Source organism: Streptomyces sp. NPDC097640, from assembly GCF_040302705.1.
Taxonomy (GTDB): Bacteria; Actinomycetota; Actinomycetes; order Streptomycetales; family Streptomycetaceae; genus Streptomyces.
In genome coordinates this window covers 66,786-85,259 of the sequence record NZ_JBEOSB010000002.1, presented here as the reverse complement: position 1 = coordinate 85,259, position 18,474 = coordinate 66,786, and the positions used below count along the sequence as shown (strand labels likewise).

Annotated in this window: 17 protein-coding genes; 8 read left to right on the top strand and 9 right to left on the bottom strand. The window is 71.9% G+C overall.

All coding sequences use genetic code 11. From position 1 onward, the window contains the following. Positions 1–183: 183 nt before the first annotated feature. Positions 184–414, bottom strand: coding sequence for a Sec-independent protein translocase subunit TatA (tatA, locus tag ABTY62_RS02720; protein WP_352127529.1), 231 nt, complete (start codon positions 412–414; stop codon positions 184–186). Between the two features lie 115 nt (positions 415–529). On the opposite strand from tatA, the gene ABTY62_RS02715 reads away from it, so the two are divergent. Beyond that, positions 530–2,041: an LCP family protein gene (locus ABTY62_RS02715; protein ID WP_352127528.1), complete on the top strand. Its 1,512-nt coding sequence runs from the start codon at positions 530–532 to the stop codon at positions 2,039–2,041. 40 nt (positions 2,042–2,081) lie between these two features. Here ABTY62_RS02715 and mgtA read toward each other — a convergent pair whose 3' ends face one another. The 5 genes from mgtA to ABTY62_RS02690 all read right to left on the bottom strand — a co-directional run bounded on the left by mgtA (position 2,082) and on the right by ABTY62_RS02690 (position 8,315). Continuing rightward, positions 2,082–4,775: a magnesium-translocating P-type ATPase gene (gene mgtA / locus ABTY62_RS02710; RefSeq protein ID WP_352127527.1), complete on the bottom strand. Its 2,694-nt coding sequence runs from the start codon at positions 4,773–4,775 to the stop codon at positions 2,082–2,084. Further along, positions 4,759–5,109, bottom strand: a complete 351-nt coding sequence (locus tag ABTY62_RS02705; protein WP_311722297.1) for an ArsR/SmtB family transcription factor — start codon at positions 5,107–5,109, stop codon at positions 4,759–4,761. The genes mgtA and ABTY62_RS02705 overlap by 17 nt, the downstream gene beginning before the upstream one ends. A 99-nt stretch (positions 5,110–5,208) precedes the next feature. Further along, positions 5,209–7,224, bottom strand: a complete 2,016-nt coding sequence (locus tag ABTY62_RS02700) for an AfsR/SARP family transcriptional regulator (protein ID WP_352127526.1) — start codon at positions 7,222–7,224, stop codon at positions 5,209–5,211. A 52-nt stretch (positions 7,225–7,276) separates the two neighbouring features. Beyond that, the gene (locus tag ABTY62_RS02695) at positions 7,277–8,038 is read right to left on the bottom strand and encodes a DUF6065 family protein (RefSeq protein WP_352127525.1); all 762 of its coding nucleotides are present in this window, start codon (positions 8,036–8,038) and stop codon (positions 7,277–7,279) included. A gap of 118 nt (positions 8,039–8,156) precedes the next feature. After that, on the bottom strand, positions 8,157–8,315 hold the full coding sequence (locus tag ABTY62_RS02690) for a hypothetical protein (protein ID WP_311722293.1): 159 nt from the start codon (positions 8,313–8,315) through the stop codon (positions 8,157–8,159). A 207-nt stretch (positions 8,316–8,522) separates the two neighbouring features. Here ABTY62_RS02690 and ABTY62_RS02685 point away from each other — a divergent pair, with 207 nt between their 5' ends. Next, the gene (locus ABTY62_RS02685; protein WP_352127524.1) at positions 8,523–9,707 is read left to right on the top strand and encodes a CaiB/BaiF CoA transferase family protein; all 1,185 of its coding nucleotides are present in this window, start codon (positions 8,523–8,525) and stop codon (positions 9,705–9,707) included. 73 nt (positions 9,708–9,780) lie between these two features. Here ABTY62_RS02685 and ABTY62_RS02680 read toward each other — a convergent pair whose 3' ends face one another. Together ABTY62_RS02680 and ABTY62_RS02675 are read right to left on the bottom strand one after the other, a co-directional pair. Next, positions 9,781–10,236: a PaaI family thioesterase gene (locus ABTY62_RS02680; protein WP_352127523.1), complete on the bottom strand. Its 456-nt coding sequence runs from the start codon at positions 10,234–10,236 to the stop codon at positions 9,781–9,783. A gap of 40 nt (positions 10,237–10,276) precedes the next feature. Next, positions 10,277–10,948: an enoyl-CoA hydratase-related protein gene (locus tag ABTY62_RS02675; RefSeq protein ID WP_352127522.1), complete on the bottom strand. Its 672-nt coding sequence runs from the start codon at positions 10,946–10,948 to the stop codon at positions 10,277–10,279. A gap of 237 nt (positions 10,949–11,185) precedes the next feature. On the opposite strand from ABTY62_RS02675, the gene ABTY62_RS02670 reads away from it, so the two are divergent. Continuing rightward, positions 11,186–11,551, top strand: a complete 366-nt coding sequence (locus ABTY62_RS02670; protein ID WP_352127521.1) for an ArsR/SmtB family transcription factor — start codon at positions 11,186–11,188, stop codon at positions 11,549–11,551. A gap of 63 nt (positions 11,552–11,614) precedes the next feature. Here ABTY62_RS02670 and ABTY62_RS02665 read toward each other — a convergent pair whose 3' ends face one another. Further along, positions 11,615–12,343, bottom strand: coding sequence for a response regulator (locus tag ABTY62_RS02665; protein ID WP_352127520.1), 729 nt, complete (start codon positions 12,341–12,343; stop codon positions 11,615–11,617). 941 nt (positions 12,344–13,284) lie between these two features. On the opposite strand from ABTY62_RS02665, the gene ABTY62_RS02660 reads away from it, so the two are divergent. The 5 genes from ABTY62_RS02660 to ABTY62_RS02640 are packed head-to-tail and all read left to right on the top strand — an operon-like array spanning position 13,285 to position 18,452. Continuing rightward, positions 13,285–13,899, top strand: a complete 615-nt coding sequence (locus ABTY62_RS02660; RefSeq protein ID WP_352127519.1) for a hypothetical protein — start codon at positions 13,285–13,287, stop codon at positions 13,897–13,899. A 44-nt stretch (positions 13,900–13,943) separates the two neighbouring features. Beyond that, on the top strand, positions 13,944–15,542 hold the full coding sequence (locus ABTY62_RS02655; RefSeq protein ID WP_352127518.1) for an aldehyde dehydrogenase family protein: 1,599 nt from the start codon (positions 13,944–13,946) through the stop codon (positions 15,540–15,542). A 57-nt stretch (positions 15,543–15,599) separates the two neighbouring features. Then, positions 15,600–16,883 carry an aspartate aminotransferase family protein gene (locus ABTY62_RS02650; protein WP_352127517.1) on the top strand — a complete coding sequence of 428 codons (1,284 nt, stop codon included), beginning with the start codon at positions 15,600–15,602 and terminating at the stop codon, positions 16,881–16,883. A gap of 2 nt (positions 16,884–16,885) precedes the next feature. Next, positions 16,886–17,377 carry a type II toxin-antitoxin system RatA family toxin gene (locus ABTY62_RS02645; RefSeq protein ID WP_352127516.1) on the top strand — a complete coding sequence of 164 codons (492 nt, stop codon included), beginning with the start codon at positions 16,886–16,888 and terminating at the stop codon, positions 17,375–17,377. A gap of 34 nt (positions 17,378–17,411) precedes the next feature. Then, on the top strand, positions 17,412–18,452 hold the full coding sequence (locus ABTY62_RS02640) for a beta-ketoacyl-ACP synthase III (protein ID WP_352127515.1): 1,041 nt from the start codon (positions 17,412–17,414) through the stop codon (positions 18,450–18,452). The last annotated feature ends 22 nt before the right edge of the window (positions 18,453–18,474 follow it).

Sequence of the window (18,474 nt, the reverse complement as noted above, 5' to 3'; positions counted from 1 at the left end):
ACATTGTCGGTCAGTGTCACGCTTCCCCCGTCAGTCTCAAGCGAATTACCGAACCGTTGGCGATGATAAAACGCAAGGACGGACATAGCGGCGGGATGCACATATTCCGGATGAGTGGGTCCTATGTGATCCAATAACACCGGATCACACAGGACCCGCGGACCGGGGAGGCGAACGGACCGCTCAGCGTGGCGCGGTGGCACCACCCTCGGAGGTGGGGCGCGCGGGGGCGGCGTCCGGGGCGGCGGCTTGCGCGTCGTCGCTCTTCATGGCTCTGGCCTCGCTCTTCAGGATCCGTAGCGACTTGCCCAGCGACCGAGCGGTGTCCGGCAGCTTCTTGGAGCCGAACATCACAATGACCACGATCGCCACGATCAGCAGATGCCACGGCTCCAGACCGTTGCGCAGGAACATGACCGCACTCCCCTTCCCGTCCACCCGAGATCACTTGCTACATTGCGCAACTATACAACTTTAGGGGGTGGCGTCCGCCGTCCCCTCGGGAACGGCGCGGGTGAGGGTGCACAGGATGTCGGGCAGCCACAAGGCGGTGGCCGAGCGCCACGGAAGCGGCCAGGCCACGGGCGGGAGGCGGCGGCGCAAGCGCAGCCGGGGGCGGGTGGTGGCCGTCGTACTGGTGTCGTTGCTCGTGCTGATCGTCGCCGCGGTGGGCGGGATCTACCTCTGGCTCAACGCGGACATCAAGACCTTCAGCGGGGACGGGATCAGCCGGGACCGGCCGGCCGCGGGCGCCGGCGGGCAGAACGTCCTGGTCATCGGCTCGGACTCGCGCTCCGGCGACAACAGCAGCTACGGAGGTGGCGAGGGCGACGTCGGGCGCTCGGACACCGCCTTCCTGCTGCATGTGTACGCCGACCGCAAACACGCGGTGGCGGTGTCCATACCGCGCGACACGCTGGTCGACATCCCGTCGTGCCGGCTGCCCGACGGGAAGTGGACCGAGGAGCAGAAGGACACCATGTTCAACGCGGCCTTCTCGGTGGGCGAGACGGCCGAGGGCAACCCGGCCTGCACCCAGAACACCGTCGAGAAGCTGACCGGGCTGCGCGTGGATCACACCGTCGTCGTCGACTTCGAGGGCTTCTCCAAGATGACCTCCGCGGTCGGCGGCGTCACCGTCTGCCTCCCCAAGGACATCTACCAGCGCGACCTCAGCCCGAACCGCGGCTCGCGCGGCAAGCTCCTGTTCGGCAAGGGCGAGCAGACCGTCTCCGGCCAGAAGGCTCTGGATTATGTGCGGATACGGCACGGCATCGGCGACGGCTCGGACATCGGCCGCATCAAGCGCCAGCAGGCGTTCGTGGCGAGCCTGATCAAGAAGGTGAAGTCCCAGGGCATGGACCCCACCACGCTGCTGCCGCTCGCGAAGGCGGCGACCAAGTCCATGACCGTCGACCCGGGGCTGGGCTCGGTCGACAAGCTGGTGTCCTTCGCGATGTCGATGAAGGACGTCGATCTGCACAACACCAAGTTCATCACCGTCCCCTGGCGCTACCAGGGCGCCAGGGTCGCCATCGTGCGGCCCCAGGCGGACGCGCTGTGGGCGGACCTCAAGGCCGACCGCACCATCGACGGCAAGGACGCGAGCGGGGGTTCGAAGTCCCGCAAGTCCCCCACACCGTCCCCGGCCGAATCCTCCGCGAGTGTGTCGGGCGCGGGCATCAGCGTCGCCGTCTACAACGGCACCGGCGTGACGGGGCTGGCCGCCCGCGCCGCCGAGACGCTGCGCGCCGACGGCTTCACCGTCACCGGCACCGCGACCGCCGCCTCACAGGACCACACCACCACCCTCGTCACCTACGGCCCGGGCGAGCAGGAGCAGGCGAAGACGGTGGCCCGGGTCTTCCCGGGGGCGCGGCTCCAGCCCGCCGACGCGCCCGGCATCAGCGTCACCCTGGGCCAGGACTACGCCGCGGACCCCTCCCCCAGCGCCTCGGCGCCCACCACGCTGCCCTCCGAGGTCGCCGACACGGCCCGCTCGGCCGACACCGACCCCTGCTCCGACCTCTCGTACGGATGACGACACGGAGGACGGCACGGATGACGGCCCCGCCGCCCGCTCACCACCGGCCTTCGGCGCGCCTGTCCCAGTGCGCCCTGGCCGCCGCCAGCCCCGCCGCGTACAGCGCGAGGACGGCCGTGAGCAGCAGGTAGTAGACGGGCGGCAGGGCGGTCATGCCCAGCACGGACGCCAGGGGCGACAGCGGCAGCAGCACCCCGATGACGGCGAGCGCGGTGGCGGCGAGCCGTATCGGCACCGGCATCCGGCCCTCGCCGTCCCGGCCGCCCCCGCGCAGCACGACCATCACCAGGGCCTGGGTGAGGAGGTTCTCGGTGAACCACCCGGCGTGGAAGGCCGCCTGGCCCTCGATATCGCCGGCCCCGGGCACCGCGACCATGAGCACCCCGAAGGTGGCCAGGTCGGCGACGGCGTTGAGCAGTCCGAATCCGGTGAGGAAGCGGAGCAGATCGCGCGGGCGCAGTACGGTCGGCCGCGCCAGGGCCGCCGGGCCGGGCCGGTCGAAGGCGAAGGCGAGCTGGGCGGCGTCGAAGCACAGGTTCTGCGCCAGGACCTGCGGCGGCAGCATGGGCAGAAACGGCAGCATCAGCCCGGCGGCGAGCATCGCGATGACGTTGCCGAGGTTGGAGGAGAGCGCGATGCGCAGATACGTGATGATGTTGCCGGTGCTGTGCCGCCCCGCCGCGATCGCGTGGTCGATGGCGGTGAGGTCCTTGGCCGCGAGCACGATGTCGGCGGCGTCCCGCGCCACATCGACGGAGTCGCGCGGGCAGACGCCCACATCGGCGGCGCGCAGCGCGGGAAGGTCGTTGACGCCGTCGCCGAGGAACCCGGCGGTGCGCCCGCCCTCGCGCAGCGCGCCGACGATACGGGCCTTGTGTTCGGGGGTGCAGCGCGCGAAGACGGTGGTCTTCTCGGCCAGCTCGGCCAGGGCCGCGTCGCCGAGGCCGTCGATCCGGTCGGCGGTGACCACCGGCCCGGCCAGGCCGAGTTCGCGGCAGGCGCGGGCGGCGGTGCCCGGGTGGTCGCCGGTGAGGACCTTGACGGTGACCCCGCGGCGGGCGAGGTCGCCCAGGGCGTCGGCGGCCGTCGGCCGCGGGGCGTCACGCAGCCCGACGAAGCCGACGAAGGTCAGCCCCCGCTCGTCGGACCGGCTGTACGGGCCGGGGCGGGCCGGGCGTTCGGCGAGCCCGACGGCCAGCAGCCGCAGGCCGTCGGCCGCCAGCTCCTCGGCCCGGCGCAGCAGCCGGTCCCGGCCCGCCGCGTCCAGCTCGGTGTCGCTGCCGCCGGTCCGCACCCGGGCGCACCGCCCGAGGACGTCCTCGGCCGCGCCCTTGACGACCAGGGTGTGCAGCCCCGTACGGCCGGGGCGGCGCACCACGGCGATGGAACTGCGGCGCACCGGGTCGAAGGGCAGCGCGGTGACGCCGTCGTAGTCCAGCAGGTCGTCGTAGTCCGCGACGGCCTCCAGGATCGCCTCGTCCAGGGTGTCGGGGGCGGGCAGGTCGGCCAGCTGGAGGGCCCAGAAGCTGTTGACGGCGGCCCAGTGGAGCACCGTCGGGTCGTCATGGCCCTCGGCGTCCAGGTGGCGGTCGAGGACCGGCCGGTCCTGGGTGAGGGTGCCGGTCTTGTCGGTGCACAGGACGTCGACGGCGCCGAGGTCGTGCAGCGCGGGCAGCCGTTTGACGATCACCTCGCGGTCGCGGGCGAGCCGGGCCGCGCCGCGGGCCAGCGCCGAGGTGACGACGACCGGCAGCATCTCGGGGGTGAGACCGACGGCCACCGCCACCGCGAACGGCAGCGTCTCCACGCCACGCCCGTCCAGCGCGGCCCCGGCCAGCAGCACCAGCGGCGGGGTCAGCAGCATGAAGCGGACGAGCATCCAGGAGATGCTGTTGACCGAGCGGTCGAAGGCGGACGGCCGCCGATGCCGGAGCAGCCCGCGGCGGGTCGCGGCGAACCGGGTGTGCTCGCCCGTCGCCACCACGACCGCGGTGGCGCTGCCCGACGCCACACTGCTGCCCTGGAAGCACAGGTGCGGCTGCTGGAACGGGGCCGGGCCCGCGGCGCCGGGGGCGTCCACGGCGTACTTGGGGACGGGCGCGGACTCTCCGGTCAGCGCCGCCTGGTGCACGGTCAGCCCGCTCGTACGCAGCAGCCGGGCATCCGCCGGGACCAGGTCGCCGGGGCCCAGGCTGATCACATCGCCGGGCACCAGCTGATCGACGGGGATCTCACGGGAGCGCGGCTCGGCGGACGCGGCGGCTCGGCGCCGCACGGTCGCGGTGGTGGCGACCAGCTCCCGCAGCGCGGCCACGGACCGGTCGGCCCGGTACTCCCCGCCGGCCCGCAGCACACAGCTGACCACCACCAGCACGACGATCACACAGGCGGTCCCCCAGGAGGCGACCGCCGCGGACACCAGCCCCAGGCACAGCAGCACGCTGGTGAAGGGGTCCCGCAGGCTGCGGGCGAACCGCCCCCGCCAGGAGGCCGGGCGCCGGGCGGGCACCACATTCTCCCCGCACCTGCCCAGGCGCTCCTCGGCCTCGGCCTCCACCAGCCCCCGGGGCCCGCTCCCCAGCCTGCGCAGGGTCTCCAGCGAGGTGAGTCGGGCCAGGTCCCGGACGTCCGGGGCGCCCGATGAGGCGGCCGCCGCCGTGGCCGGGCCGGCACCGCCCGAGGCAGAGCGCGTGGTGCCGGCTTCCGTGGTGTCCTCAGGCGCCCAGACCACGGACACGCTCCGCCGCCGGGTGGCCGGCGCGCTCCGCCACCTGCCCGACCAGCCACCGGACCATGGTCACCACATCCGGGTCGTCCAGCAGATACACCACCCGGCGCCCCTCGCGGCGGGACCGGACCAGCCCCGCCAGCTTCAGCTTCGCCAGATGCTGGCTCACCGCGGGCAGCGCGCCGCCGACCCGCTCCGCGAGCCCGCTCACATCGCTCTCGCCGTGCGCCAGCACCCACACGATGTGCAGCCGGGCGGGGGAAGCCAGCAGTCCGAAGGCCGCGGCGGCCTCCGCCAGCACCTCCGCGGGCGGATCCTCGCCGACGCCGTTCGCCACTGTCGCTCTCCCGTTCGCCCGACCCGATCGGCCCCGTCCGCCGAAGGCCCCAGTTTAGGTGCCCCCGCCGACAGCACCGGTGAGAGCGAGTCGCGGCGGCTACGCCTCGCCATCGCGGCGGCCCGGGCACCCGGCCGTCACCGGCGGCGCGCGACGGGGTGCGGGCAGGCCGGGGCGGCCGGGTTCCACCGGGGCCGGTCCCAGGGCGTGGAACGGCCAGGCCACCCCCTGGGCGGAGTGCGCGGGACGGTCGAGCAGCCGGTGGCAGGCGGCCCGCCGGTCCTCCTCGGTGTCCTGCGCCAGGGTGAGCTCCAGGGCGTGCGCGCGGAGCAGGTCGTGACGGTGGTACCGGCCCGGTGCCTCCTCGGTCACCAGGTGGGCCCGGCCCAGCTCCGCGAGCAGCGGCCGGACCCGCCGCTCCGGCTCGCCCAGCAGCCCGGCGGCGAGGGACGGGGCGACCTCGGGACCCGGGTGGAGGCCGAGCAGCCGGTACAGCCGGGCGGCCCGCGGGGTGAGGGAGCGGTACGACCGGGCGAACGCCGCCCGCAGATCGATCTCCGGATCGCCGCCGTCCAGCGCGTCCAGGACCCCGCCGGCGTCCCGCACCTCCCCGACCAGCGCGCCGAGCGGGAACTGCGGACAGATGGCGGCGCGTGCGGCCACGATCGCGAGGGCGAGCGGGAGCCGGGCGCACAGCTCGCCCAGCCGGTCGGCCGCCTCCGGTTCGGCCGCCACCCGGGCCGCGCCGAGGCGGCCGGCCAGGAACTCCCGGGCCTCGCGGGCCGACAGCGGGTCCAGGGTGACGGGCCGGGCGCCCTCGGCGGCGACCAGGCCGACCAGCCGGGTCCGGCCGGTCACCACGACCAGGCAGCCGGGAACGCCCGGCAGCAGCGGCCGTACCTGGGCGGCGTCCTGGGCGTCGTCCAGCACGATCAGCACCCGCCGCCCGGCGAGCACGCTGCGGTAGAGGCCGAACCGGGCCGCCCGGCCCGCCGGGATCCGCGCCCCGGGCACGCCGAACGCCTCCAGCACCCCGGCCGCCGCCTCCGCCGGGTCCAGCGCGGGCCCGTCCGGCCCGCACTGGCGCAGCGGCACATACAGCTGGCCGTCGGGGAAGTGGTCGCGGACACGGTGGGCCCAGTGCACCGCCAGCGAGGTCTTGCCCACCCCCGGGCCGCCGCCGACCGCGGCGACCGCGGTGGTCGCACCGGCCGCGAGCAGCCCGTCCAGGCTCTCCAGCTGGTCGTTCCTGCCGACGAACAGCGGGACGTCGGGAGGCAGTTGCCGGGGCACGGGCGGCTGCTCGGACAGGGCCGTCCGCCCGTCCGGCACAGGCGCCGGGACACCGTCGTCCAGGGCGCGCTCGGCCGTACCCGCCGCCGCGCCCTCGGTGGTGTCGCGCAGCAGCCGCAGATGGGTGTCGCGGAGCGACCGGCCCGGCTCGATGCCCACCTCGGACGCGAGCCGGGCGCGGGTGTCCGCGTACACCTGGAGCGCCTCCGGAGTACGGCCGCACCGGTGCAGCGCCAGCATCAGCTGCACCTGGAGCCGCTCCCGGAACGGGTGACGGCCGACCGCCTGCCGCAGCTCGCCGACGGTGTGGACGTGGCGGCCCGCCGCGAGCCGGGCGTCGAAGAAGTCCTCCAGTGCGCTGAGCCGACGCTCGTTCAGCCCGGGTCCCTCCAGCGCGCGGAGCGGCTCGGTCACCCCGCCCAGCGCGGGTCCGCGCCAGGTGTCCAGTATCGCGCGCAGCCGTTCCGCGGCCGACTCGGGGCGTCCGGCCTCGAGTTCGTCCCGGGCCCGGGCCACGGCCTCGTCGAAGGCGTGCAGATCGAGCTCGCCGGGCCCCACCACGATGAGATAGCCCGGCGCCTGCCGGACGATGGTGGCGCGGCCCAGCAGTTTCCGCAGCTCGGACACATGGACCTGGATCTGTCCGCGCACGCTGGACGGCGGGTCGTTGCCCCACACCAGGTCGGACAGCTTGCGCTCGGACACCACGCGGTTGGCGTTCAGCAGCAGGGCCGCCAGCACCGCGAGTCGTTTGGGCCCGGCCACGGGCAGCGGCCCGTCGGGACCGGTGACCGTCACGGGGCCGAGGAGCAGGTAGCGCATCTGGCGTTCTCGTCTTCCATGCTCCGGCGGAAGGGTCCGCCGTCGGCCCGGGCTAACCGGCCGACCCGGCCCTGGCGTCCGGCGTCCCGCCCCCGCGCCGCCGGCGTGCCACCTCGCGGCGGTAGCCGCCCGGCCGGTCGTCGCGCCGGACCGCGAGGGCGTCGGCGATCATCTGCCGGGTCTCCTCCAGGTTATCGGAGTCGGCCGCCACGAACTCCAGTTGACGCAGCGTCTGGCTCTGGTACGCCTCGGACGGCACCGGCTGCACGGCGAACAGCGGGTATCTGCGGGAGAGGCGGACCACCTCGTCGGTGCGGCGGAACCGGAGGTTGCCCACGAGCGGTCCGTGCCACCAGCCGGACTCGATCAGCCCGTCCTGCACCTCGTACGTCAGGCTGCCCGGCAGATTGGGCACGCCCCGCACCAGCAGGCTCCACTCCGGCGGGGTGCGCGCGACCAGGCCCGTCCACACCTGGAGCAGCCCGGGTTCGGGGGCCACGGAGAAGACCGGCAGGCCGAGCACGGGGTCGTCGTCGGGCGCCTCGCCGTCCCGCACCCGCAGCATGGTCTGGGCCGCCACCTCGGTCAGCGGCAGCCAGTCGGGACAGCCTTCGGCGAGCCAGCGGAAGGAGGTCCCGTCCCACTTCACAAAGCAGTCCAGCGGCGGGTAGAGGTACCAGCCGTACCCGGAGGCGGCGCGGAACGGCTCGCAGAAGGAGACGGCGCGGAACGCGGCGGTGCCGAGCGCCGCGGGATCGGCCACGGTCGGCGGAACGGCCCCGTCGAAGCAGGAGCGGAACGAGAAGAGCGTCATGAGCCGGGTGTTGCCTTCTTCCTCGAGCTTCCTGCGGCTTCCTGGAGCTTCCTCAAGCGTCGGCGGACCGGACGGCCTTGAGCGCCGAGCGGCGGTCAAGGCCGTCCGGGGAGCGTGCTCAGCGCCGGGCGCCGCGCACCGCGTCGACGAGCTCCGAAGAGCTGCGCGCGGCCGGCCAGCCGAGGCTCATCCGGACCGGAACCACCAGCGCGTCCCGCAGAACCGTCGTCTCCACGGCGGAAGCCGGCGCCTTTCCAGCCGTCTTTGCGTTCCCCATGACAAATCCTCCTACGGTGGTGTACCAGGGCTTGCCCGACCATGCTGGCGCACGTCACTTCGCGTCCGCTTCGAAAGCACTTTCTTTTTCCTCCGGCGCCGCGGAGCGTTGGCGGCCGCGGACGGGCTCGGTGCCATGTCGCCCTCCTGAGCGGGCGCGTCCCGCCCCTAGCATGGCGGCAGCCGAACACATCGCGATCGGAGTCCGATGAACGCGCTGCCCCTCGCCGGAATCACGGTGATCGCCTGCGAGCAGGCCGTCGCCGCGCCACTGGCCACCCGCCATCTCGCCGATCTCGGCGCCAGAGTCATCAAGGTCGAGCGACCGGGCACCGGGGACTTCGCGCGGGGCTACGACGAGACGGTGCGCGGCATGTCGAGCCACTTCGTGTGGCTCAACCGGTCCAAGGAAAGCGTCACCCTCGATCTCAAGCACCCCGACGCCAGGGAGGTCGTCCACCGCCTGATCGCGGGCGCCGATGTGTTCATCCAGAACTTCGCCCCCGGCGCCGCCGAGCGGCTCGGCCTCGGCGCCGGGGAGCTGCGCGCCCGGCATCCCCGTCTCATCGCCTGTGCCATCTCCGGGTACGGCTCCAGCGGTCCGTATCGCGACGCCAAGGCCTACGACCTGCTCATCCAGGCGGAGGCCGGTCTGGTGTCCGTGACCGGCAGCGAGGAGACACCGGCGAAGAGCGGAATCCCGGCGGCCGACATCGGCGCCGGGATGTACGCCTTCTCCGCCATCCTCACCGCCCTGTACGAGCGGGAACGCACCGGCGTCGGCGCGGCGCTGGAGATCAGCCTGCTCGACTCGCTGGTGGAGTGGATGGGTTATCCCTTCTACTACGCGGAGTACGGCGGAACTCCCCCGGCGCGCACCGGAACCAGCCACGCCGCCATCGCCCCGTACGGCACCTTCACCGCGGGGGACGGCACCGACATCGTGCTCTCCGTGCAGAACGAACGTGAGTGGGCGGCCTTCTGCCGACATGTACTGGACCGGCCCGAGCTGGCCACCGACGAGCGCTTCGACACCGGGAGCCGGCGGGTGGCACACCGCCGTGCGCTGGAGGAACACATCGCCGAGGTGTTCTCCGGGCTGACGGGAGAGCAGGTCCAGCGGCGCCTGGCCGCGGCGCGGATCGCCCACGCCCGACAGCGCGAGGTCACCGAGATCGGCGCGCATCCGCAGCTCGTGGCGCGGGACCGGCTGACCGAGGTGGGGTCGCCGGTCGGGCCGCTGACCGCCGTGCTGCCGGCCATCGGGCTGCCGGGACGCCCGGCGCGCATGGACCCGATCCCGGCGCTCGGGGAGCACACGGACACCGTCCTGGAAGAGCTGGGCTACGACAGCCGGGCCCGGGACCGGCTGCGCGCCGAGGCAGCCGTGTGACAGCGGTCGCGCGCATGGTGAGTACGACCGCTGTCAGGGTTTCGAACGTCAGGGTTTCGAACGTCAGGGTCTCTCAGTCGGCGGGCCGCAGGACGAGGCAGGTCGTCGTGGCATGGGCGATCAGCTTCCCCTGCTCATCCATGACCCTGCCCTCGGCCGTGGCGGTGCGGCGGCCGGCGTGGATGACGGACCCTTCCGCCGTGAGGGTCTGTCCGCCGGTGTGGGCGGCCCGGATGTAGTTGACCTTGAGTTCGAGGGTCGTGAAGCTGACACCGGCGGGGAGAGTGGTGTGCACGGCGCAGGCCATGACGGAGTCCAGGAGGGTGGCCGCGATGCCGCCGTGGACGGCGCCGAGGGGGTTGGCGAAGTCGGGCCGGGTGTCGAGGGAGATGACCATGCGACCGTGTTCCACCTCGTCGAACCGCATGCCGAGCAGCCGGCCGATGGAGGGGATGTCGGTGGGGCGCTCGGACTGTATCCAGCGCATCAGTTCCAGGCCGGACAGCGCGGCGAGATCGGTGGTGGACACGGGTGGCTCCTTGCTGTGGTGGTGGCGCGAGTCGCCGGTATCAGCCCAGGGGGCTGGTGGTGTCACGCAGGGCGGCGAGGACGGGGGCGTACATGCGGGCCTTGATGGTGCCGAGGGTGTCGCCCGCCTTGCCGGTCTGGGCCCGGGCGATCTCGAGGGCGGTCCCCCGGACGGCGTCCTCGTCGACGGCGCGGTCCGCGATCCCGGCGGCCGCGGCGTCGTGGCCGCCGAATCGGCGGGCGGAGACCATGGCCTCGTGCGCGGTCTGCGGGGCCAGCCGGGCCTGGATGAGGGCGGACATGCCCGGGGTGAAGGGGATGTTGATGTCGGCTTCGGGCAGACACCAGTAGCCGCGGTCGGCGCGCATCACGCGGAAGTCATGGGCCAGGGAGAACATGGCTCCGGCGGCGAAGGTGTGCCCCTGGAGCGCGGCCACGGTGACCACCGGGAGGGACAGCAGGCGCGCGAGGAGCTCATGGACGGAGACGACATAGTCCTGGTGCTGGTCTGCGTGGGCGAGCAGCCAGTCCAGATCCAGGCCGTTGGAGTAGAACTTGCCGGTCGCGGCGGTCACCAGGGCCCGGGCCCCTTCCGTCTTCTCCACGGTGTCCAGAGCGGCGTTGACGGAGGCGATCCAGTCGGGGTGGAAGCGGTTCTCGTCCGTCCCGAGGTCGAGGACGAAGACATCGTCCTGGCGGTCGAGTGTGGGCATGGGGCTCCCTCAGGCTGAGTGGGGTCCGGGGCGGGTGGATCCGGGGCGGGTGAGCTGCGGGGTTCGTCGTCGGTCGCCACGGCCGCCGCCAGGGTCGGGCAGCCGAATTACTTACCGGTAAGTTATGCCGTACGTCATAGACCACGCAAGAGCCGCCGCCACCAGGCCGGACACCACTTGTTCGACGCGGGTCGTACTATGGCCTCATCGCGCCCCAGCCACCCCGAAGGAGTCGCCATGGCCCGCGCACGAAACTCTTCACGGACCGTGGAGCACCCCTCCATGGAGGAGATCTCGCTCCAGCAGCTCCTGGAGGCACTGGCGGATCCGGTGCGGCGCCAGGTGGTGTCCCAGCTGGCCCGGGCCGGCGAGGACCTGACCTGCGGCACCTTCGACGCGCCGGTGTCACGGTCGACGCTGACCCACCACTTCAACGTGTTGCGGGAGGCCGGCGTGATCCGGCAGTACTACGTGGGGACGGCCAAGATGAACACGCTCCGCGCGGACGAGATGGAAGAGCGCTTTCCCGGCCTGCTGTCGGCACTGGTGGCCGCGTCCACCCTGGAAGCGGGGGCACCCGCACCCCCGCGCACACCCTCGTGACGTCCGACCGCCGGACACCCCGACCTGGACGGCCGGATGGGGGCCGTCCAGGTCGCGTGGCACCTACGCGCTGTTGACCGCCTTCGGCATCGGGCCCGCTGCCCGCTGGCGCGGTATGACCAGGCCGAACTCATAGCTCAGCGCCACGGCCTGGGCCCGGCTGCTGATTTCCAGCTTCCCCATGGCGCGGTTGAGATGTGTCTTCACCGTCGCCTCGCTGATGTGGAGCATCTTGGCGACGGTCACGTTCCCATGCCCCTTGGCGACCAGCTTGAGCACCTCGGCCTCGCGCATCGTGAGCGTGGCCAGCCTCGATCCGTCGTATTCGAGCGGCGTGGTGCGATGGGTGCAGATGTCGATCAGGCGCGACATCACACCGGGCGAGAAGACCATATTGCCGCGGGCGGCGGCCGTGACGGCCGCGGTCATCTGATCCGCGGGGATGTTCTTCAGGAGAATACCGCGGGCCCCTATATGGAGGGCCGAATATATGTCGTTGTCATCCACGGTCGACGTCACGAGAAGCGCGTTCGGCGCGTTCTCCGGGGCGGCCTCCAGGATGCGCTGGATGGTCTCCGCCCCGCCGAGATCCGGTAGATCGGTGTCGATGATGACGATGTCCGGCCTGACGCTCGCGGCCAATGCGCAAGCGGATTCGCTGTCCGCGGCCTGAGCCACGACATTCAGCCCCGACACCGCGTTCAACAGCGCGGAAAGCCCAAGCCTTGTCCAGGGATGTGCGTCCGCGATGAGTAATGTGGTCTCCACATCGCTCTTTCCCCCGCTGATCAAATTGTCCTCCTCCGGGCCGCACCGGCCGGCCAGGCGTCGGAAACCCACACTTTGGCCCGGCAGCCGAGGCAGTCAGCATTCCAGTCTCGACGGAGAATGCAGAGATTACTTTAGGTAATCACCGAACAAAGATCCTGGCACGCGTCGGTGGCACGCGCAAGGAAAACCCGTCCACACATGTCAACGGGCCGCGCATAAGTCGGCGGAAGTCAGGCATTCCAGGTGCACAGGTGATGAAGGACGCGGATGGGGCTCTTGCCGCGTCCTCGAGGAGGCCGCGAACGGGGTCGTGGCCCCGCCGGCTCCCCGAGAGCTTCGCGGGCGCCGACAGGCCCGCTCAGCGCGGTCACGGCGGCTTCCACTCCATGCGGTAGCCAAAGGGATCCACCGCACCGGCGGCCCAATGCCGGACAGCGGGCGACAAACCCAATTCCACCAGCAACAACGCATGGTGCTGACATATCGTCTCACACACCACCGGACCGGCCCACCCCGGCCCGACTCACCATGTGGGAGTACAGGAGGAGTGGATACGGTCGAGGGTGGACTATCGGCATCCGCAGAGAGTGCAGTTACGGCTACACCGACCGCTGTATGTTCGCCATTGGCCAGGTTGATACGTTCAGCAGCACGCCATTGTTCCCCCGCTGGGGAGAACACGCAGGTGGAGGTTTCCGTTACGTGAGCTTGCCTCGTGTCACCAGTGGAACGTTGTCTATCGCCCGGTTCACGTTTGCCTCAGGAGAGTCGGCCGAATTCCTGAGCCCTGTCGATTCCGACTTCGAAGCGGAGCCGGCCGTGGAGGGACACCAGCCGTCGCCGGGCGGAAATGCGCAGGACGCCCCGATCGGGATCGCCGCCGACTGGCTGACCGGTGTCTGGCAGCAGTGCACGGCCAGGTCTCCCGCACTACCGCAAAGTCCAGATGGGAAGTAACGAACGTGATCGAAGTGAAGACGTCCACGGACCTGGACGTGATTGTCGACATCCTCACTGCGGCATTCCTTGAGGACGATCCGGTCGTGAGGTGGCTGATACCGCCCGGCACTCCGGAGCGGGAGCGTCACCTCCGCGGCTTCCTGCGCGCCTGGGTGAGATTCATGCTGGACCACGAGGGGACCGCCATCGTCACCTCGGACCACGGTGGTGTCATCGTGTGGGAGCCCTACGAGAGGAAGACCCCCATCCCCCCGGCGGACGAGGAGGCGTTCCTCGCCGACATCTCCGCTTCCACCGGCCCCGCGGAGAAGCGCTGCCTCCAGCTCATCGAACTGCTGGACACGCACTACCCGGACGACCTTCCGCCCCATGGGCATGTCGCGCTCGCCGCCGTCCGCCCGGACCGGGGCATGGAGGTCCGGACCACCCTCACGGACGAGCTGGTGCGCCTGTCCCTCAGCCTGGACCTCGGGGGCTACTGCGAGGCTTCGTCCGAGCGGAACGCCCTGCTGTGGGAGCGGCTCGGGATGAAGCGCCGCGGTGAGCCGATCCGGCTGCCCGAATCCGATGTGGCCTTGATCCCCATGTTCATTCCTCCGCCCGGGTACCAGGGCTGAGCGTCACTGCCCCGGCAATGACCGGCTCAAAGGGGGGCCTGTTGATGCGTGAAAACCCAATCCACAGCTATCGGCTCTACATCGCGGGCAAGGACATCGAGGGCGACGGCTGGGTTTACACCGTCAGTGCGCAGTCACTGCTCGAAGACGTGTTCACGAGCGTCAGCCTGAAGCGGGATCTGGAGCGGAACGCCGAATCCGCGGCGGCGGAGCACCCGTATGTGGTGGGCCGCTGCGCCGTGGCGTCCGACGCCGCGATCGATCTGGCGACCGAGGCCGCGGCATCGGCCGCGCCGGGCTGGGCGGCGGTCCCGCTGGAGCGCCGGATGCGGCTGGGCACCCTGTTCCGGGAGGAACTCGCCCGCCGCCAGGACGAGTTCCTGGAGCTGCTGGTCGCCGAGGGGCACCCGGTGAGCCTGGCCCGCTGGGAGCTCAGCTGTCTGTTCCAGGTCTACAGCGAGGAGAGCCTGGGCTGGTACCGGGAGCGGATGCACACCGAGTTCGAGCACGCCGGGCGGCGGCTGATCGTACGCCGCCGGCCCGACGGCGTGGTCGCGTTCAACCCGCCGCAGAACGCCCCCGCGCCCAGCGCCGCCCTCGCGGTGCTCGCCCTGATGGCGGGCAACGCGGTCGTCGTACGCGCTCCCCGCTCCATCGCGCTGTCCACCATGTGGGTCCTGCGCGACGTGGTCGCGCCGCTGCTCGACGAGGTCGGGGCACCCCCCGGAGTGCTCAACGCGGTCTGCTCCAACCCGAAGCAGACGCTGGACCGGTGGATCGAGAGCCCGCTCATCGACGACATCTTCTACATCGGCGGCAGCGAGGAGGGCCTGCGCTTCCAGGAGCGGTGCGTGGCACACGGCAAGAAGCCGATCCTGGAGCTGGCCGGCAACGACACCATCGTGGTGTGGAAGGACGCGGACCTGGAGCGCGCCGCCGAGGCGATCCGCGAGTCGTTCTACGGGTCCGGGCAGATCTGCATGGTGCCCAACCGCGTCCTGGTGCACCCCGCCGTCGCCGACGACCTGATCGCCGCGGTCAAGGAGCAGGCCAGGACCGTACGGCCCGGCTATCCGGAGGACGAGGGCGTGCTGCTGTCCCCGGTCCGCCGCAGCGAGCGTTTCTTCGGACTGCTCCGGCAGGCCCTGGACAACGGCGCGGAGCTGGTCACCGGCGGCAGGCGCACCGAGCTGGACGGCACCCCTTCGGAGACGGGCGTCTTCCTCGAACCCACCGTGGTACGGGTGAACGGGCTCCCCGGTGCGCGCCGGTTCGACGTCGTACGGCAGGAGACGTTCTTCCCGCTGCTGCCGATCGTCGTCCCGGAGCCCGCGGGTGACGACGAACTCCTCGACGGCTTCGTCGAGTTCGTGAACACCAACGACTACGGGCTGCGCAACTCGCTGTGGGCCGGGTCCGAGGTCGTGATCGCATCCTTTGTGCAGCGCGTGGTCAACGGCGGCCTGCTGAAGATCAACGATTCGCACATCGGCTTTCTGCCCTATCTGCCCAGCCACGGCGGTACCGGCCTGACCGGGGGCGTCTTCGGCGAGGCCAACTACCCGATGCTCAAGACGTCGCACCTTCAGGGCGTGTCCATCGCCCGGGACGTCAGCCCGCGTGAGGCGGTCTTCGGGGCCTGATCACCCATCGTTCCCACTGCTCTGACCCACCACCGCGCAATCCGGAGGAAGTTGCCCGTGACCGTGATCCAGGGAGCCCGGGTCGACACCGAGGAGGAGATCCTCAGCCTGTACCGCGCCCACCTCAGCAAGGGGCGAGCGACCCTCGCCGAGCTGTTCGGCAGCCATATGGAGGTGGAGTCCTCCGGGGCCTGGCTGACCACCAGCGACGGCGAGCGGTTTCTGAACGCCGGCGGATACGGCGTGTTCATCATGGGCGCCCGGCACCCCATCGTCATGGAGGAGGTGGAGCGCCAGCTGCGCACCCACCCCACCGCCACCCGCATCCTGCTGGAGCCCACCGTCGCCCGCGCGGCCGAGGCGCTGGTCTCGGTCATGCCCGAGGGTCTGGACCGGGTGCACTTCGCGCTGTCCGGCGCCGAGGCCGTCGAGACCGGCCTCAAGCTGGCCCGCGCGGGCGGCCGCAGGCGCACCGTCGCCATGCTCGGCGGCTACCACGGCAAGACGCTCGGCGCGCTGTCGGCCACCTCCAAGGAGGTCTACCAGGCGCCGTTCCGCCCGCTGCTCCCCGATGTCCGGCATCTGCCCTTCGGCGATCCGGAGGCGCTGGAGGCGGAACTGCGGGCGCACCCCGGCGAGGTGTGCGTCATCCTCGAACCCGTCCAGGGCGAGGGCGGCGTGATCGTCCCGCCCAAGGGCTATCTCAAGCGCGTCGAGGAACTGGTGCGCGAGTACGACGGCTTCCTCGTCCTGGACGAGGTGCAGACCGGCTTCGGCCGGCTCGGCGAGTGGTGGGGCGCCGACACCGAGGGCGTGGTCCCCGACGTCCTGCTCACCGGCAAGGCCCTCGGCGGCGGCGTGCTGCCGGTGTCCGCGGCCGTGGCCACCCGCAAGGCGTTCCGCCCGTTCGACAAGGACCCGTATGTCCACACCGCCACCTTCTCGGGACAGCCGCTGCTGATGGCCGCCGTCCAGGGCGCCGTCCGGGCGGTCAAGGAGGAGCGGCTGGTGTCCCGCTCCATGGACCTCGGCGCGCGGCTGCTGTCGCGGATCTCCGAGATCGCCCACCGCAACATCCCCGGTCAGCTGGTGGAGGTGCGCGGCCGGGGCCTGCTGATCGGCGTCGAGCTGGTCGAGGCGGGGCTGGCGGGCGAGCTGCTGATCGAGCTGTTCAACCACGGAGTCGTCGCCAACCACTCGATGATCGGCAGTTCGGTGGTGCGCTTCACGCCGCCCGCCACCCTCACCGACGGCGATGTGAACTACTTCCTCGACTCCTTCGACCAGGCCACCCGCGCTCTGCTCAGCGGCTCGGCCACCATGCCGGAAGGCGGTAACTGATCGTGCGGCACGTGGAACTGGACGCCGTGGTGCGCTCCGAGAAGGCCGGACATGTCTTCGAGAACGTGGTCCAGTGGGAGAGGTACCCGCAGCTCGCCCCGCATGTGCGGGCGGCCACCGCGCACAGCGCGTTTCCCGCGGCAAAGGGCAGCTCCAGCTGGGAACTGCACTTCCGCAGCGGGCTGCTGCGCTGGACCGAGGAGGAGCGGTTCGTCCCCGAGCGCGGCGAGATCCACTTCGAGCAGACCGACGGCGACTTCGACAGCTTCGCGGGCCAGTGGCACATCACGCAGAGCGGCGACGATGTCCTGGTGCGCTTCGAGGCCGACTTCGACTTCGGCATCCCGAGCCTCGAGGGGATTCTCGACCCCATCGCCGAGCGGGTCATCAAGGAGACGGTCGCCTGGGCGGTCACCGGGCTGTTCGACCGTACCGAGATACGCGGTGACATCGCCCTGAGCAACCCCGAGGCCGCGGTCACCGGCGGCGCGTAGGTCCCGCCCGGACGCGTAAGGAGAACGCGCAGCTATGAACAGGCCGTTGGAGGGCGCCGGCGGCGGCCCGCCCGCGTCCGTGATCGCCGGCATCGGGGCGTACGTCCCACCGAACCCGGTGACCAACCACGACCTCTCGCTCCGCCTGGACACCTCCGACGAGTGGATCCGCAGCCGTACCGGCATCTCGTCCCGGCACATGGTGCTGCCCGGGCAGGCCACCTCGGATCTCGCGGTCGAGGCGGGCCGGCGGGCGCTGGAGTCGGCGGGGCCGGAACACGCGGAACGGGCGGACGCGGTGGTGCTCGCCACCGCCACGCCCGACCGGGCGTGCCCGGCCACCGCGCCCGAGGTGGCCTGGCGGCTGGGGCTCGGCACGGTCGCGGCCTTCGACGTCTCGGCGGTGTGCTCGGGCTTCCTGTACGGGCTGGCCACCGCGACCGGGCTGATCGCGGCGGGCACGGCCGACCGCGTCCTGCTGATCGCCGCGGACGCGTTCACCACCCTCGTCGACCCGCGGGACCGCTCCACCGCGGTGATCTTCGCCGACGGGGCGGGGGCCGTAGTGCTGCGGGCGGGCCGCCCGGACGAGCCCGGTGCGGTGGGGCCCGTCGTCCTCGGCAGCGACGGCTCGCTCGCCGGTCTGCTCGAGGTGCCGGGCGGCGGATCCCGGCAGCGCGCCTCGGGCGAGCCCGCCCAGCCCGGCGACGAGTTCCTGCGGATGGCCGGGCGCGACACCTACCGGCACGCGGTGGAACGGATGGCGGACGCGTCCCGGCGGGCGGTGAAGGCGGCCGGCTGCGGCCTCGCGGACATCGACCGGCTCGCCGCCCACCAGGCCAACGCGCGCATCCTCACCACGGTCGCGGAGCATCTCGGCATCCCCGAGGACCGGCGGCTCTCCAACATCGACCGCAACGGCAACACCGTCGCCGCCTCCATCCCGCTGCTGCTCGCCGACTCCGCCGCGGACGGCAGCCTGGCCGCCGGCCACCGGGTGCTGCTCACCGCGTTCGGCGCCGGGCTGGCCTGGGGCGCCGCGACCGTCCACTGGCCGGACGTCACACCCGGCTGACGCCCCAGGACACCCCTGTACG